This window comes from Microvirgula sp. AG722, assembly GCF_003269145.1.
GTDB lineage: Bacteria > Pseudomonadota > Gammaproteobacteria > Burkholderiales > Aquaspirillaceae > Microvirgula > Microvirgula aerodenitrificans.
The window spans coordinates 495031-509720 of record NZ_QLTJ01000001.1; the positions used below are offsets into that span (position 1 = coordinate 495031).

At 66.3% G+C, this 14690-nt stretch carries 13 protein-coding genes; 7 read left to right on the forward strand and 6 right to left on the reverse strand.

Annotation, left to right across the window (positions count from 1 at the left end; genetic code table 11):
• Positions 1-140 precede the first annotated feature (140 nt).
• From DFO50_RS02350 to DFO50_RS02365, 4 genes are all read left to right on the forward strand, one after another.
• Positions 141-1871 carry a DEAD/DEAH box helicase gene (locus DFO50_RS02350; RefSeq protein WP_112691965.1) on the forward strand — a complete coding sequence of 577 codons (1731 nt, stop codon included), beginning with the start codon at positions 141-143 and terminating at the stop codon, positions 1869-1871.
• A gap of 68 nt (positions 1872-1939) precedes the next feature.
• Positions 1940-2686 carry a uroporphyrinogen-III synthase gene (locus DFO50_RS02355; protein ID WP_112691966.1) on the forward strand — a complete coding sequence of 249 codons (747 nt, stop codon included), beginning with the start codon at positions 1940-1942 and terminating at the stop codon, positions 2684-2686.
• Complete coding sequence (locus DFO50_RS02360) at positions 2679-3728, forward strand: uroporphyrinogen-III C-methyltransferase (protein WP_051528716.1); 1050 nt, start codon at positions 2679-2681, stop codon at positions 3726-3728. Before DFO50_RS02355 ends, DFO50_RS02360 begins: the two co-directional genes overlap by 8 nt.
• A complete protein-coding gene (locus DFO50_RS02365; protein ID WP_107888875.1) occupies positions 3725-4927 on the forward strand; it encodes a heme biosynthesis HemY N-terminal domain-containing protein in 1203 nt (400 codons plus the stop codon). The genes DFO50_RS02360 and DFO50_RS02365 overlap by 4 nt, the downstream gene beginning before the upstream one ends.
• A 62-nt stretch (positions 4928-4989) precedes the next feature.
• On the opposite strand, the gene glpK is transcribed toward DFO50_RS02365, so the two are convergent.
• The gene (gene glpK, locus DFO50_RS02370; protein ID WP_112691967.1) at positions 4990-6462 is read right to left on the reverse strand and encodes a glycerol kinase GlpK; all 1473 of its coding nucleotides are present in this window, start codon (positions 6460-6462) and stop codon (positions 4990-4992) included.
• A 229-nt stretch (positions 6463-6691) separates the two neighbouring features.
• Here glpK and DFO50_RS02375 point away from each other — a divergent pair, with 229 nt between their 5' ends.
• Positions 6692-7480 (forward strand): DeoR/GlpR family DNA-binding transcription regulator, encoded by a 789-nt coding sequence (locus DFO50_RS02375; RefSeq protein ID WP_028498528.1) that lies wholly within the window; start codon positions 6692-6694, stop codon positions 7478-7480.
• A gap of 59 nt (positions 7481-7539) precedes the next feature.
• On the opposite strand, the gene DFO50_RS02380 is transcribed toward DFO50_RS02375, so the two are convergent.
• Entirely contained in the window at positions 7540-8028 is a 489-nt protein-coding gene (locus DFO50_RS02380; RefSeq protein ID WP_028498529.1) for a universal stress protein, read from the reverse strand.
• Positions 8029-8375: 347 nt separating this feature from the next.
• On the opposite strand from DFO50_RS02380, the gene DFO50_RS02385 reads away from it, so the two are divergent.
• Positions 8376-9578: a cyclopropane-fatty-acyl-phospholipid synthase family protein gene (locus DFO50_RS02385; RefSeq protein WP_112691968.1), complete on the forward strand. Its 1203-nt coding sequence runs from the start codon at positions 8376-8378 to the stop codon at positions 9576-9578.
• Position 9579: 1 nt separating this feature from the next.
• On the opposite strand, the gene DFO50_RS02390 is transcribed toward DFO50_RS02385, so the two are convergent.
• On the reverse strand, positions 9580-10413 hold the full coding sequence (locus DFO50_RS02390) for a dienelactone hydrolase family protein (RefSeq protein WP_036385467.1): 834 nt from the start codon (positions 10411-10413) through the stop codon (positions 9580-9582).
• A gap of 134 nt (positions 10414-10547) precedes the next feature.
• Between DFO50_RS02390 and DFO50_RS02395 the strand changes: the two genes are divergently transcribed.
• Positions 10548-10952: a YbaN family protein gene (locus DFO50_RS02395; RefSeq protein ID WP_199489731.1), complete on the forward strand. Its 405-nt coding sequence runs from the start codon at positions 10548-10550 to the stop codon at positions 10950-10952.
• A 2-nt stretch (positions 10953-10954) separates the two neighbouring features.
• On the opposite strand, the gene prfA is transcribed toward DFO50_RS02395, so the two are convergent.
• The 3 genes from prfA to hemA all read right to left on the reverse strand — a co-directional run bounded on the left by prfA (position 10955) and on the right by hemA (position 14561).
• Positions 10955-12031 (reverse strand): peptide chain release factor 1, encoded by a 1077-nt coding sequence (gene prfA / locus DFO50_RS02400; RefSeq protein WP_107888879.1) that lies wholly within the window; start codon positions 12029-12031, stop codon positions 10955-10957.
• A 97-nt stretch (positions 12032-12128) separates the two neighbouring features.
• Positions 12129-13292 carry a hypothetical protein gene (locus DFO50_RS02405; protein ID WP_107888880.1) on the reverse strand — a complete coding sequence of 388 codons (1164 nt, stop codon included), beginning with the start codon at positions 13290-13292 and terminating at the stop codon, positions 12129-12131.
• A gap of 18 nt (positions 13293-13310) precedes the next feature.
• On the reverse strand, positions 13311-14561 hold the full coding sequence (gene hemA, locus DFO50_RS02410) for a glutamyl-tRNA reductase (protein ID WP_107888881.1): 1251 nt from the start codon (positions 14559-14561) through the stop codon (positions 13311-13313).
• Positions 14562-14690: the final 129 nt, after the last annotated feature.

Below are 14690 nucleotides of genomic sequence, written 5' to 3' on the forward strand. Positions count from 1 at the left end.
GCGTCGAGCCAGTCCCCGCGGGCTGGAATCCTTCTAGAAAAGACCCTGCCAGGAGCGTCCTGCTCCGGCTGAAATCCGACAACATCTGCACCGGATTGGCATCACGCGCTCGCGTTGATGGTGTGGATGCAGGAAAGTCTATGAGCCAAACGACGTTTGCAGACCTGCGTCTGGCCGAGCCGCTATTGCGTGCCGTTGCCGACCAGGGCTATACCGAACCCACCCCGATCCAGCGCGAGGCCATTCCACAGGTGCTCGCAGGCGGAGACCTGATGGCGGCCGCGCAAACCGGCACCGGCAAGACCGCCGGTTTCACGCTGCCCCTGCTGCAACTGCTGGCGTCCACCCACGCCAACTCGCACCCGCCCGGCAGGCCGCGCGCGCTGGTCCTGACCCCGACGCGCGAACTCGCCGCCCAGGTCGAGGAATCGGTGGCCACTTATGGCAAATACCTGCCCCTGACCTCGCTGGTGATTTTCGGCGGTGTCGGCATCAATCCGCAGATCAGCGCGCTGAAAAAGCGCGTCGACATCCTGGTGGCAACGCCGGGCCGGCTGCTGGACCTGATTTCGCAACGCGCGGTCGATCTGTCCGGCATCGAAATCCTGGTGCTGGACGAAGCCGACCGCATGCTGGACATGGGCTTTATCCGCGACATCCGCAAGGTGCTCGCGCTGCTGCCGGCCCATCGCCAGAACCTGCTGTTCTCGGCAACCTTCTCCGACGAGATCAAGCGTCTGGCGGATACCCTGCTGCAGTCGCCGAAGCTGATCGAGGTCTCGCCGCCGAACACCACCACCGAGCTGGTGGAACAGAGCGTGCACCTGGTCGACCGTGACAAGAAGCGCGAACTGCTCGAACACCTGATCCGCGAACGTCACTGGGAGCAGGTGCTGGTGTTCACCCGTACCAAGCACGGTGCCAACCGCCTGGCGGAAACGCTGGACAAGCATGGCGTCCGCGCCGCCGCGATCCACGGCAACAAGAGCCAGGGCGCCCGTACCCGTGCGCTGTCCGAATTCAAGGACGGCTCGCTGCAGGTGCTGGTGGCCACCGATATCGCCGCGCGCGGTCTCGACATCGACCAGTTGCCGCAAGTCGTCAACTTCGAACTGCCGAACGTGCCGGAAGACTATGTGCACCGCATCGGTCGTACCGGCCGCGCCGGCAGCCCCGGCTGCGCCGTGTCGCTGGTCTGCGTGGACGAGATCAAGTTCCTGGCCGATATCGAAAAGCTGACCCGCCAGTCGATCCCGCGCTTCACCATCGAAGGTTTCGAGGCCGACCTGAGCGTGCCGCCGGAACCGATCCCGATGGGTGGCAACCGCGGCCGCCAGCAGCAACCGCGCCACAATGCGTCGCCGCGCCAGCCGCGCCCGGCCGCAGGCGACCGCCAGGACAGCGCCGCGCGCGAATCCGCCGATGGCGCCGCCCGGAAGAAGCGCCGCCGCACCAAGAAGCCGGCCGGCGAGCAGGCCGCAGGCCAGCAGCCGGAAGTCCAGGCAACGGCCAGCGCCCGCCCGCCGCGTGCACCGGGCAAGCCGCACGAGGGCCGTTCGTCGCAACCGGGCAACCGCAATGGCGGCAAGAGTGGCAAGCCGCGTGACCGCGACGCGCAACCGCGTGACCGCGATGCCCAGCCGCGCGACAACCGTCCGCAGGACAGCAATCGTGGCGAAGCCAACGGCAACAAGCAGTCGCGCAACGACCGTACCGCCCCCGGCAACTCGATGGAAAGCGATCCGTCGGTCTACAGTGGTCAGCCGGTGCTGTTGAGCCATGTGCTGAACAACGGCGGCAACCGCAAGCCGCCGCGCAAGCCGGTCGCCGCGCTGCTCGGCGGTCACGGCAACAAGAACCGGGGTCGCTGAGCGCAGACAAGGGCGGGGAGCGATGCCGCCGGGGTAGAATGGCCGTTGTCTCTTTCTGAACGGAATCCATGTCCGCTCCGCTCGTACTCGTGACCCGTCCGGACACGGTGTCTGCCGCGCTGACCGACCGGCTGGCGCAGGCGGGCCTGGTCCCGCTGGCGCTACCGGTCATCGACATCGTGCCCGACCCGGCCCGGCTGGGCCGGCTGGCCGCTGAACTGGTCGGCTGTGACTGGCTGGTCGCCGTCAGCCCGTCGGCCGTTTCGGTATGTGCCGATGTGCTGCAGGCATTGCCACCGACGCTGAAGCTGGCTGCCGTCGGCGCCGGCACCGCCCGTGCCCTGACGGCACTGACCGGCCGGCCGGTGCTGTTCCCGACCAGTGGCAATGACAGCGAAGCCCTGCTCGCCTGTCCGGAACTCGCCGATCTTCACGATCGGCGCTTTCTTGTCGTCAAGGGCCGTGGCGGACGCCCCCTGCTGACGGAAACACTGGCTGCGCGCGGTGCGCGCGTGGTATCTATTGACGCTTATGAACGCCGGCCCCGGCCGGTCGATCGCGCCGCGCTGGCGGCCGCGCTCGCGGCCCATCCGCGCGCTGGCGCGGTGGTGACCAGCCGTGAAATCGCTAATGCCTTGCGCGACGCGGTTGGCGAGGCCCTATGGGCGTCGTTACAATCAATCGTGCATATCGTGCCGCATGAGCGGGTGGCCGACCGCCTGCGCCAGCTTGGCGTGCATGATGTCCTGACAACTTCGGCCGGAGACGACGGCATCGTCGCCGCGCTGATCGAATGGTTTGCCACGCATGACTGAATCTTCTGTACCTGTCGTCACCCGTACGCCGCGCCGCATCAGCCTCGCGCTGATCGTCGCCCTCATCGCGCTCGGGGTTTCCGGCTGGCAATGGTATGAGACCCGGCGCGTTCTCGATCGCGCCGAGCTCGACCTGGCCAAACGGCTGGCGGAAACCTCCGGCCTGAGCGTCTCCGCGCGGGCCGCGCAATCGCAGAGCCAGCAGGCCATCGACCAGCTCGCCACCCGCCTGAACCAGACCGAAGCGCGCGTCGCCGAGTCCGCCGGCCAGTACGCGACGCTGCAGTCGATGTACGCCGAGCTGACCAAGAACCGGGAAGACTGGCAGCAGGCTGAAATCGAACACGCACTGACCATCGCCAGCCAGCAGCTCGAACTGGCCGGCAATGTGCCGGCCGCCATCGCCGCGCTGGAAAACATCGACGCCCGTCTGGCCAACCAGGACAAGCCGCAATACATCGCGCTGCGCCGCGGCATCGGCCACGATCTGGAAGCGCTGAAGGCGCTGCCGTATGTCGACGTGGTCGGCCTGTCGGTCAAGCTGGACCGGCTGGTCTCCGGCGTCGACACCCTGCCGCTGGTCGTCGACGGCCACCGCGTGGTGGAAACGGCGGCGAACGGCAAGGCCGCCACGCCGCCCGCGACGGCACCGGCCACCAGCCGCTGGCGTGAAATCACCCGCGAGCTGTGGAACGGCTTTACCGGTCTGATCCGCATCCAGAACATGGACAAGCCGGATGCGCTGCTGCTGTCGCCCGAACAGGCGTTCTTCCTGCGCGAAAACCTCAAGCTGCGCCTGCTCGATGCCCGTCTGGCCCTGCTGCAGCGTGACTCGCAGGGCTACACGACCGATCTGGGCCAGGCGCAGGACTACGCGCGCCGCTACTTCGACACCCAGACCCAGCAGACGGCGCAATGGCTGCAACTGCTCGACAATGTCGCCAGCAGCCCGGTCAGCACCGATATTCCCAGTCTTGATGCCAGCCTGAAGGCGGCACGGGCGCTGCTGACGCCGCTGGCCAAGCCGGGGAGCGCGTCATGAAGTGGGTGTTGTGGCTGGTCGGCCTGTTTGCCGTCGCTGTCGGCTTTGCGCTGTTCGCTGAAGTCAGTAAGGGTTACGCGATCCTGATCCTGCCGCCGTACCGGGTGGAGCTGTCGCTGAACCTGATGGTGGTCCTGCTGCTGGCGGCAGTGATCGCAACCTACCTGATCCTGCGTGCGCTGAGCATTGCGCTGTCGCTGCCGGAACGGGTCAAGCGCTTCCAGCGCCAGAAAAAACTCGACGCGGCGCGCCACGCGCTGCGCGATGCGACGCTGTCGCTGTTCGAAGGCCGCTACCAGAAGGCCGAACGCGAGGCGATCAAGTCGGTCGACAACGAGAGCGACGCGCAGAATCGCGCCATTGCCCTGCTGGTCGCGGCCCGTGCCGCCCATGCGGTCAAGGATGCCGGCAAGCGCGACAGCTATCTGGTCCGGCTGGAGAACGAGGGCGAGGCGGCCGAACTGGCCCGCTGCGTCAGCGCCGCCGAATTCCTGCTGGAGGACAAGCAGTACGTCGCGGCTCGCGCCGTCATCGACCGCGCGCGCCAGCTGTCGCCGAACCTGACCGCCGCATTGCGGCTCGAACTGCGGCTGAGCCTGGCCCAGGGCGCGCCGGATGCCGTGCTGGCCCTGACCGAGAAACTGCTGAAGGCCGAGGCCATCAGCCCGGAACAGGCACGCCGCTACCGGCTGGCCGCCTGGCGCCAGCAGATGGGTGGCCTGATCGACGCCGAGGAACTCAAGCGCTGGTGGAGCAAGATTCCGGCGCAGGAGCGCGAGAATGACGAGTTGCGCATCGCCGCCGCCCAGCACGCGCATGAACTCGGCGACACGCCGATGGCGGTCGATTTCCTGACCCGGCGCCTGGATGCCAGCTATTCCAGCGAACTGGCCGGGGAACTGGGCCGCTACGTTGCCGACCTCGACGACGAGGGTCGTCTGGCGCTGGCCAAGCGGGCAGAGAAGTGGCTGGAAACCGAACGCCGCGATCCGCGCCTGCTGCTGACGCTGGGCCGGCTGGCCGTCGCCCAGAAGCTCTGGGGCAAGGCACAGGGCTATCTGGAAGCCAGCGCCACGCTGGACCCGGCCCTGGCGACACATGCCGAACTGGCCAAGCTGTTCAAGCGCCTCGACCGCGATGAAGAGGCCCGTCGCCACTTCGACGAATGCGTGCGACTGGCACTGGCACAAGCCGGCTGAGCCGGGAACACGTCTGAATGAGAACAGGCCGGCATATGCCGGCCTGTTCTCATTTTCAGGCGTCAACCATCCGTATCCCGCGTCTTCGCCACCGCCTTCAGCCAGCCGGCGTACAGCGTCGCGCGCCGGTCCTCGGCCATGGCCGGAACGAAGCGGGCCTGGCGCCGCCACAGCGCCGACAGCTCGGCCAGGTCGCGGTACCAGCCGCAGCCGAGCCCGGCCAGCCACGCAGCGCCCAGGGCCGTGGTTTCGCTGGTACCCGGGCGTTCGACATCCACGCCGAGCATGTCGGCCAGAAACTGCATCAGCCAGTCATTGGCGACCATGCCGCCATCGACGCGGATCGATGCCGGGCTGGCGCCATCGGCGCGCATCGCATCGAGCAGGTCGCGACTCTGGTAGCAGACCGATTCCAGCGCCGCACGCACGATATGGCTGATGCCGGAATCCCGCGTCAGGCCGGTAATGGCGCCACGCGCCAGCGGGTCCCAGTACGGCGCACCCAGGCCGGTGAAGGCCGGCACCAGATAGACGCCGCCGGTCGAGTCGACCTGCCGCGCCAGGCCTTCGGTATCGCCGGCGTGCTCGATCAGCTTCAGCGCATCGCGCAGCCATTGCACCGCCGCCCCGGCAATAAAGATGCTGCCCTCGACCGCGTAGGTCGGCACGCCGTCCAGCCGGTAGGCGACCGTGGTCAGCAGCCGGTGGCGGGAACGCAGGGCCAGGCTGCCGGTATTCATCACCATGAAGCAGCCGGTGCCGTAGGTGGACTTGACCATGCCCGGCTCGAAGCACGCCTGGCCGACCGTGGCGGCCTGCTGGTCGCCGGCCATGCCGGTAATCGGCATCAGGTCGCCAAACAGCCGCGTCTGGCCGAAATCGGCTGCCGAATCGCGCACCTCGGGCAGCAGCGAGCGCGGGATGTCGAACAGCGCCAGCAGTTCGTCGTCCCACTGCTGGGTATGGATATTGAACAGCAGGGTACGGGCGGCATTGCTGGCGTCGGTCGCGTGGACGCGGCCCTCGGTCAGCCGCCACAGCAGAAAGCTGTCGATGGTGCCGAACGCCAGTTCGCCGGCCTCGGCCGCCGCACGGGCGCCGGGCACGGTTTTCAGCAGCCATGCCAGCTTGGTCGCGGAAAAATACGGGTCGAGCAACAGGCCGGTGCGCTCGGCGATCCTGTCCTCGTGTTCGGCCAGCGCCTCGCAGTCGGCGGCGGTACGCCGGTCCTGCCAGACGATGGCGTTGTGCAGCGGGCGGCCGCTGCGGCGATCCCACAGTACGGTGGTTTCGCGCTGATTGGTCACGCCGATGGCGGCAATGCGACTGCCGTCCTCCAGTTGCGACAGGGTTTCGCGCACGCAGTGGCGCACATCGTCCCAGATCCGCTCCGGGTCGTGTTCGACCCAGCCTGAGGCCGGATAGATCTGCGGCAGCTCCCGCCCGCTGCTGGCAGCGGCGTGGCCGTCGCGGGTGAAGGCAATGGCACGCGAACTGGTCGTGCCCTGGTCGATGGCCAGCAGGTATTCAGGCATTTTTCGGGCCGCAGGCAGGGATGGGCGAAGGCCCGATCCGGGTGGAGAAATGGACGTCGGTCATTTTATGTCAAACCTCGCCATTGCCGCCGTCTGTCGGTTTTTTCCTGGCGCCCTGTTTCGATTCCGAACCGGAACGCAGGGCAATGGTGCGGATGCTTTCGTTTGCGCACCCCTGTCAATCATGCTAAAAACATGTGATTCAAACGCAACACAAGATCCCAGCCAGATGAATCGCCTGCCGCGTCATGAACAGATCCTGAAGCTGGTACGGGCCAGCGGGTTCATGCCGATCGAGGAACTCGCCCGTCTGCTCGATGTCACGCCGCAAACCATCCGCCGCGACATCAATACCCTGTCCGAAGAAAACCTGCTGCGCCGTTTCCACGGTGGTGCCGCCCTCGGGCCCAGCGTCGAAAACGAGGAATACGCGACCCGCAAGGTCAAGAACCAGGCCGAAAAGACCCGGATCGCCAAGCTGGTCGCCGAGCACGTGCCGGACGACTGTTCGCTGTTCATGAGCATCGGCACCACGATAGAGGCTGTCGCACGCGAGCTGATCATCAATCACCAGCACCTGCGCGTCATCACCAACAACCTGAATATCGCCACCATCATTACCCGCCGCCCCGACTTCGAAGTCATCATTACCGGTGGCGTGGTGCGCAGCAAGGATGGCGGGCTGACCGGCATGGCGCCGGTCGACATGATCGAGCAGTTCAAGGTCGACTACGTGATCATGGGTGCCAACGGCATCGACAACGACGGCACGCTGCTCGACTACGACTATCGCGAAGTCCGCGCGACCAAGGCCATGATGAACAATGCCCGTCAGCGCTTCCTGGTCGTCGACTCGAGCAAGTTCGGCCGCAACGCGATGATGAAGGTATGCCATATCGGCGAGATGAACGCACTGTTCACCGACGACGAGCCGCCGGCCGAGCTGATGCCGCATCTGAACGAGAACAGCGTGCGCCTGTTCGTGGTCGAAGGTCAGCCGGCTCCCGTGCGCGGATAAGTCCCCCGCGCATTGCGGACAGCAGAACGCCGGGCCATGCCCGGCGTTCTGCTGTCCGCTTACAGCACCGGACGGCGCTTGCCCGGCGTGTGCTCGCTGGTTTCCGAACGCACCACCAGCAGCGGCATGTCGGCCTGACGCATGACCGACTCGGCCACACTGCCAAGCATCATGTGCATCAGTCCGCTGCGGCCATGCGTGCCCAGCACCAGCAGATCGGCCGGCACGCTGCGCGCATAGTTCAGCAGCCCGTCGGCGATTTCATCGCCACCACCCCAGCACTCGGCGATGAACAGCGACGGTTCCAGACCGGCGGCGCGAGCCTGCGCAGCGGCCCCTTCCAGCCGCGCCTCGCCGTGACGGTGAGCCAGTTCGGCCAGCTTGGCCTTGTCAGCCAGCACCACTTCTTCCAGTGCCAGTTCGAACAGATTGACGATATGCACCAGGTGCAGTTGCGCACCTGCCAGTTTCGCCACTGCGATGGCCTGTTCGAGCGCTTGCGACGCGTTGTTGCTCTCGTCGATCGACGCAACGATGTGCTGGTACATGAGGACTCCTTGGATTTTCACGATGACTGGACGCCGGCACGGCCCGATGCCCTGTCTCCACATCATTTTCCCATGATGGGGCTGCACCGGCGGCAGGCGAAAACACCTTCTCTCCCCCTGCCGGCCGACCGGGCCCGGCAACCGCTGTCACGGCCGGTTCATTAACGGCAGGGAAACCGATACGTGCGGGAATGATGGCAATGAGGATAACGCAATCCCCCGGCCCGCCGCGACGGCAGCTGTCATATTCGGCAAACGATTTGACGTGAAGCAAGCGCCAACCGTGACTATGCTCAAGTGATCATCGAATCGTTGTCCTCCGGCTTGAGCAGGAAAAGGAGACTGCCATGTTGACCAAGTCCACACTCGCAGCCGTTCTGGCACGGCTGACCGGCCCCGGCTTCCAGGTGAAATGGTGGGACGGTGATGTCCGCCGCTACGGCGGGGACGAGCCTGCGTTCAGCCTGAATTTCCATGCCGAACCGGCCTTCAACGCCGAAGATCCCATGGTATCGCTGGGCGAAGCCTATATGGATGGCGTGCTCGACTTCGATGGCGACTGGAATGCCATGCTGGGGCTGATCAACAGCAACCGGCAGATACTGGACGGTCCGCTGGCGCGGGTGGCCGGTGTGGCACGCACGCTCGACCGGCTGCGGCTGCGGGCGAGGCAGAAGGAAAACATCGCCCATCATTACGATATCGGCAACGATTTCTACCGCATGTGGCTCGATCCGGACATGAACTACTCGTGTGCGTATTTCGCCACAGCGGACATGACGCTGGAGCAGGCACAGCAGGCCAAGATCGACCATATCCTCGCCAAACTGTGCCTGAAACCGGGCGAACGACTGCTGGACGTCGGCTGCGGCTGGGGCGCCCTGCTGATCCGCGCGGCCCAGCGCCACGGCATCTGCGGCGTCGGCCTGACCCTGTCTGCGGAACAGGCCGACGCCGGCCGCGCACGCCTTGCCAAAGCCGGTCTGTCGGACCGAATCGAGATCCGGCAGATGGATTACCTCGACCTGTCCGGTGCCAGCGACCGTTTCGACAAGGCGGTCAGCGTCGGCATGTACGAGCATGTCGGTGAACGGCATGCCGCCCGCTATTTCGCCCGTGTCGCCGATGTGCTCGAACCGGGCGGCCTGTTTCTGCTGCATACCATCGTCGGCCATACCGACGATGGCAACACCAACCGCTGGGTCGAGAAGTACATTTTTCCCGGCGGCGAAATCCCGTACCTGCCGCGGCTGGCCGATACCGCCGCAAAAACCGGCTTCTTCCTGCTGACGCAGGAAAGCCTGCGCCTGCACTACGCCGCCACCCTGGCGCACTGGCGCGCCAATTTCGACCGTCATCTGGATGCGGTCCGTGCCCGTTTCGATGAACGCTTCGTGCGCATGTGGACGCTGTACCTGCGCGGCAGCGAGGCGTCATTCCGTGGTGGCGGGCTGGATCTGGGCCAATTCCTGTTCTCGCGCGGACTGGCCGCACATCCGCCGCGCCATCAGGCGCATCTGTACAACGGCGGGGAGCCGGTGCTGTGGTAGCTCAGGCCACGCCATGGCGACGGAACCACTCCAGCATGCGGCGCCAGCCATCCGTGGCGGCGCTTTCCCGGTAACTGGCCCGATAGTCGGCAAAAAAGGCATGCGGCGCATCGGCATAGATGACGATTTCGCTACCGCTGGCACCGATTTCCGCACGCATGCGCTCGACAGTATCGAGCGGAATCCCGCTGTCGGCCCCGCCATACAGGCCAAGCACCGGCACCCTGAGCCCGGCGCCGATATCGACCGGCTGCTGCGGCGTCAGCGCCGTGTGCTCACCGACCAGCCGGCCATACCAGGCGGCAGCGGCCTTCAGCGTCGGCCGGTGTGCCGCATACAGCCAGGCGATGCGCCCGCCCCAGCAGAACCCGGTAATGGCCGCACGCCCGGTATCGCCATGGCTGTGGGCCGCGGCCCAGGCCAGTGCCGCGTCGAGATCGGACAGCACCTGCGCATCCGGCACCCGGCTCACCACCGTGTCCATGATGGTCGCGATGTCACTGATCCGCGACACGTCTCCTTGGCGAAAATACAGTGCCGGTGCCACTGCGCAGTAGCCGAGCCGGGCCAGCCGACGGCAGATATCCTGGATATGGGCGTGAATGCCGAAAATTTCCTGTACTACCAGCACAACCGGCCACGGACCGGGTCCGGTCGGCATGGCGCGGTAGGCCGGCAGCGCGACGCCATCGGCCGCCGGTATCGTGACCAGCCCGGCAACCAGTCCGTCCGACGGTGTGGTGATGACCGTGGCCTGCGCAACCGGCTGCACGGCCAGCGCAAAACCGCCGGCAGCCAGCGTGGTCAGGAAATCACGACGGGAAAAGGGGGGCATGACGGGCACTCCACGGCGGCAGGCAATGTTTCCGGTATCGCCTTCCGGTCGGCGTACGTCAAGCCCGGCTTGCCGGTCCGCGCCGGCCAAGGTAGAAAGACGGCGTGCGACCGCTTCCCGTTTCATCCCGACACCTGCTGCGCCCGCTGCTGATGCTTGCGGGCGGGCTGAGCCTCGCCCTCGGCATCCTCGGCATTTTCCTGCCGCTGCTGCCGACCACGCCGTTCGTGCTGCTGACCGCTGCCTGCTGGGCGCGTGCCTCACCGCGTTTCCATCGCTGGCTGCTCGGTCACCGCACTTTCGGCCCGATCGTCATCGCCTGGGAAACCCGGCGCGCGCTGCCGCGCCGCGCCAAGCGGCTCGGGCTGCTGCTGATGACGGCATCGATGTGGACGTCGATGTGGATCGTCCAGCAGCGCCCGTGGCTGGTGCTGATGCTGCTGCTTACCTGGCTCGTGGTCGGTGGCTGGCTATGGCGCCTGCCGGAAACGACAGCGGCGCCGGCACAGGCCGGCGCCGCTGTCGGCCGAAATGACTGACGTCATTCGCCCAGTGCGGCCAGCAGTTCGGCCTGGTGCTCGGCGGTCAGCGCGTCGGTCAGTTCGGACAGATCGCCATCCATTACCTGATCGAGCTTGTACAGCGTCAGGTTGATGCGGTGGTCGGTCACCCGGCCCTGCGGGAAGTTGTAGGTACGAATGCGTTCGCTGCGATCGCCGGAGCCGATCAGGCTCTTGCGCTCGGCGGCTTCCTTCTGCTGTTGCGCGCGCCGCTGCACGTCGGCGATGCGGGCCGCCAGCACGGCCAGCGCCCGCGCCTTGTTCTTGTGCTGCGACCGGTCGTCCTGGCACTCGGCGACGATACCGGTCGGCAAGTGGGTAACGCGAACGGCGGAGTCGGTCTTGTTGATGTGCTGACCGCCGGCGCCGCTGGCGCGATAGGTATCGATGCGCAGATCGGCCGGATTCAGGTTCACCTCTTCCAGCTCGTCGGCTTCCGGAATCACCGCCACCGTGCAGGCCGAGGTGTGGATGCGCCCCTGGGTCTCGGTGCTCGGCACCCGCTGCACGCGGTGGCCGCCGGACTCGAATTTCAGCCGCGAGTAGGCGCCGAAACCGGCAATGCGGGCGATGACTTCCTTGTAGCCGCCAAGGTCGTTCTCGCTGGCGCTGACGATTTCGACCTGCCAGCGGTTGCGTTCGGCATAGCGCGAGTACATGCGGAACAGGTCGGCGGCAAACAGGGCGGCCTCGTCGCCACCGGTGCCGGCGCGCACTTCGAGGAAGATGTTGCGTTCGTCGTTCGGGTCTTTCGGCAGCAGCAGCCGTTGCAGTTCGCGCTCCAGCGCATCGATCCGCGCGTCGGCATCGGCCAGCTCGGCTTCGGCCAGTTCGCGCATGTCCGGGTCGGACAGCAGCTCGCGCGCGGTGGCAATGTCGGATTCGGCCTGGCGGAAGGCCAGGTACTGCTCGACCACCGGGGTCAGCTCGGCGTGTTCGCGCGTCAGCTTGCGGTAGTTGTCGATGTCGTCGGTCACGGACGGCTCGCCCAGCAGACCGGTCACTTCATCGAGTCGGTCGGCAAGCTGTGCCAGTCTGGCGGCAATGGAAGGTTTCATGTGGGCGTTTGCTGCGAGTGAACGCAAAAGACGACCCGCCGGCGGCGGACCGTCGCCCGATGCGGGCATCGGGCAGGTGAATGAAGAAAACGGGGGCTCAGGGCAGGCGGACCCTGGCGGGACCACGATGCCGGTTTACCAGCCGGTACGGCACAACGGACCAGTCCGGGTACTCGCAGGCACGGGCGACACGCGGGAAGGACGGACCGAGGTACACGCCCTTCGGCGTCAGGTACCACGAAACGAACTGCCACACCGACGGGTCGGCGTAGTTGCATTCGTCGTCCTTCGCCGTCGGCATCATCATTTTCGGATACAGGCTCTTGAAGTGGTCGACCACCCATGGCGCGAACTGCTTGTCCCGGTAGCGGGAGAACGCATCGAAATCGCGGGTATGGCCGTTGCCGCCACGCAGATAGCGTACCGGCTTGCCACGACCGAGCCAGAGGATGTCCTCGAGATCCAGCTCGCGACCGCTGGCGACGTCGAGCGTCATCGGATTGTCGGCGAAATCCGGATGCGCGCCGCCGCAATCATACCGGCTGAACACGCTGAGGCTCAGCACGGCCGGATTGATGAAGCGGGGCGTGACCTTCTGCGTCATCTCGCCACCGTGGCTGCGCGCGCCGCCAAGCTGGCATTCGTAATAATTGCCGACACTCTGCCACAACCGGTTCATCAGCAGGCGGTTGATCCGCTTGCGGTCGCCTTCGGACCAGCCGTCAGTCAGCTGGAACATGCTGCTGCCGCTCCACGGGTCCTTCCACCACTGCAGGCCGTAGCCCATGAAACGCTCGTGGCTGCCCCGGTTGAACTGGTGGTCGGCCAGGCGCAGGAAGTCATACGGCGAACGGACCCGCAGCCGGTGCAGATAGGGGCTGTCGCGGTCGCCGTCCGGCAGCCGTGCCGGTGCCAGCGTGACCTTGTGCGTCTTGCCATGGTCCTGCCAGCGGCCCTGGAAGCGGTTGCCGCCGGCCGGATGCAGCACCAGCGCCGGCTGGCGGCGGCTGGCCTCGCGGCCGGCCTGCTCGACCAGTTTCAGCTCGCCGCTGGCCTCGTTGCGCTGGCCGGCCAGCACGATGTCCTTGCGGAACTTGCGATAGAAATAGCGCCCCTCGACTTCGTTCTGGGCGTTCCAGTCCAGTTCCATCAGCACTGGCGCATCGCCGACGCGGCCTTCCAGCAGCAGCGGCGCGGCGATGGCCGGAGCGTGCAGCAGGGGCAGCAGGCAGAGAAGCCAGAGCGAGCGAATCTTGGGCATGGGCGGAAACCGGTTGGACTAGTCGGCGTGCAGATCGTAAAGACGCGACACGGTGTCGATCAGATGGTCACGCTCGCCGCCGCTGGCCTGGGTCAGGGCCGTGGTCGGGGCATGCAGCAACTTGTTGGCCAGCTGACTGGACAGGGCTTCCAGCACGGCTTCCGGCGATTCACCCCTGGCCAGCCGCTTCATTGCCGCGTCCAGCGCATGCCGGCGGACCCGCTCGCCATGGTCGCGCAGCGCGCGCACCACCGGGACGGCGCGACGACTGTCGATCCAGCTGACGAATTCGCGGGTTTTCTCGGTAATGATGGCCTCGGCGGCTTCCGCTGCCATCCGCCGCTCCTCGCGACCGGACTCGACCACCTGGGCAATGTCGTCGACGGTATAGAGGAAAATGTCCGCCAGCTCGCCGACTTCGGCCTCGACGTCGCGCGGCACCGCCAGATCGAGCATGAACATCGGCCGGTGGCGGCGCAGCTTGATCGCGCGCTCGGCCAGGCCCTTGCCGAGAATCGGCAGCGGCGACGCGGTCGAGGTCACGATCACATCGTGATTGGCGAGAATGTCCGGCAGGTCGTTCAGCACCACGGCACGGGCGCCGAACTGGCGTGCGAGTTTTTCGCCGCGCTCCAGCGTCCGGTTGGCGATGGTCATGCCGCGCGGCGTGTGTGCGGCGAAGTGGGTCGCGACCAGTTCGATCATCTCCCCGGCGCCGATGAACAGTACGTTCAGGTCGCGGATCGAGCCGAAAATCTGCTCGGCCAGCCGCACGGCGGCGGCGGCCATCGACACCGAGTTCGCCCCGATCGCCGTCTGGCTGCGGACTTCCTTGGCCACGGCGAAGGTACGCTGGAACAGCTGGTTCAGCAGGGTGCCGAGGCTGCCGGCGGTTTCCGCCGCGCGCACGGCGTCCTTCATCTGGCCGAGAATCTGCGTTTCACCCAGCACCATCGAGTCCAGCCCGCTCGCCACGCGGAACGCGTGCCGGGCTGCGGCCTCGGTGTTGTACACGTACAGGTACGGCTCCAGCCGGTCCACCGGCAGCTGGTGGTAGTTCGCCACCCAGGCCAGCGTGTCGCGCACATCCGGCGCGTTACAGTAGATCTCGGTGCGGTTACAGGTGGACAGGATCGCCACTTCGTTCGCTGCGTGCGCGCCCACCATGCCCGACAGCGCGTCCCGCAGCCGCTCGGCCGGGAAGGCGAGCTGCTCGCGGATGGCGAGAGGCGCGGTCTGGTGATTGAGGCCGAAGGCTACGAGCGACATGTACGCTGGTCTTGAGTGAATGAAGACGAATGGGTAAGGGCAAACATTCTAGCGTAAGCACGCCGGTTATGCCGGTCGAAGCGCGCAGCGGCAGCCGGCGCTGACGTCATTATCGACCCGGTCGCTGAT

What these genes read in the sequence shown, in the direction of transcription:
- DFO50_RS02350 (WP_112691965.1), top strand. Translation starts at nt 141, where the DNA reads ATGAGCCAAACGACGTTTGCAGACCTGCGTCTGGCCGAGCCGCTATTG.
- DFO50_RS02355 (WP_112691966.1), top strand. Translation starts at nt 1,940, where the DNA reads ATGTCCGCTCCGCTCGTACTCGTGACCCGTCCGGACACGGTGTCTGCC.
- DFO50_RS02360 (WP_051528716.1), top strand. Translation starts at nt 2,679, where the DNA reads ATGACTGAATCTTCTGTACCTGTCGTCACCCGTACGCCGCGCCGCATC.
- DFO50_RS02365 (WP_107888875.1), top strand. Translation starts at nt 3,725, where the DNA reads ATGAAGTGGGTGTTGTGGCTGGTCGGCCTGTTTGCCGTCGCTGTCGGC.
- glpK (WP_112691967.1), bottom strand. Translation starts at nt 6,462, where the DNA reads ATGCCTGAATACCTGCTGGCCATCGACCAGGGCACGACCAGTTCGCGT.
- DFO50_RS02375 (WP_028498528.1), top strand. Translation starts at nt 6,692, where the DNA reads ATGAATCGCCTGCCGCGTCATGAACAGATCCTGAAGCTGGTACGGGCC.
- DFO50_RS02380 (WP_028498529.1), bottom strand. Translation starts at nt 8,028, where the DNA reads ATGTACCAGCACATCGTTGCGTCGATCGACGAGAGCAACAACGCGTCG.
- DFO50_RS02385 (WP_112691968.1), top strand. Translation starts at nt 8,376, where the DNA reads ATGTTGACCAAGTCCACACTCGCAGCCGTTCTGGCACGGCTGACCGGC.
- DFO50_RS02390 (WP_036385467.1), bottom strand. Translation starts at nt 10,413, where the DNA reads ATGCCCCCCTTTTCCCGTCGTGATTTCCTGACCACGCTGGCTGCCGGC.
- prfA (WP_107888879.1), bottom strand. Translation starts at nt 12,031, where the DNA reads ATGAAACCTTCCATTGCCGCCAGACTGGCACAGCTTGCCGACCGACTC.
- DFO50_RS02405 (WP_107888880.1), bottom strand. Translation starts at nt 13,292, where the DNA reads ATGCCCAAGATTCGCTCGCTCTGGCTTCTCTGCCTGCTGCCCCTGCTG.
- hemA (WP_107888881.1), bottom strand. Translation starts at nt 14,561, where the DNA reads ATGTCGCTCGTAGCCTTCGGCCTCAATCACCAGACCGCGCCTCTCGCC.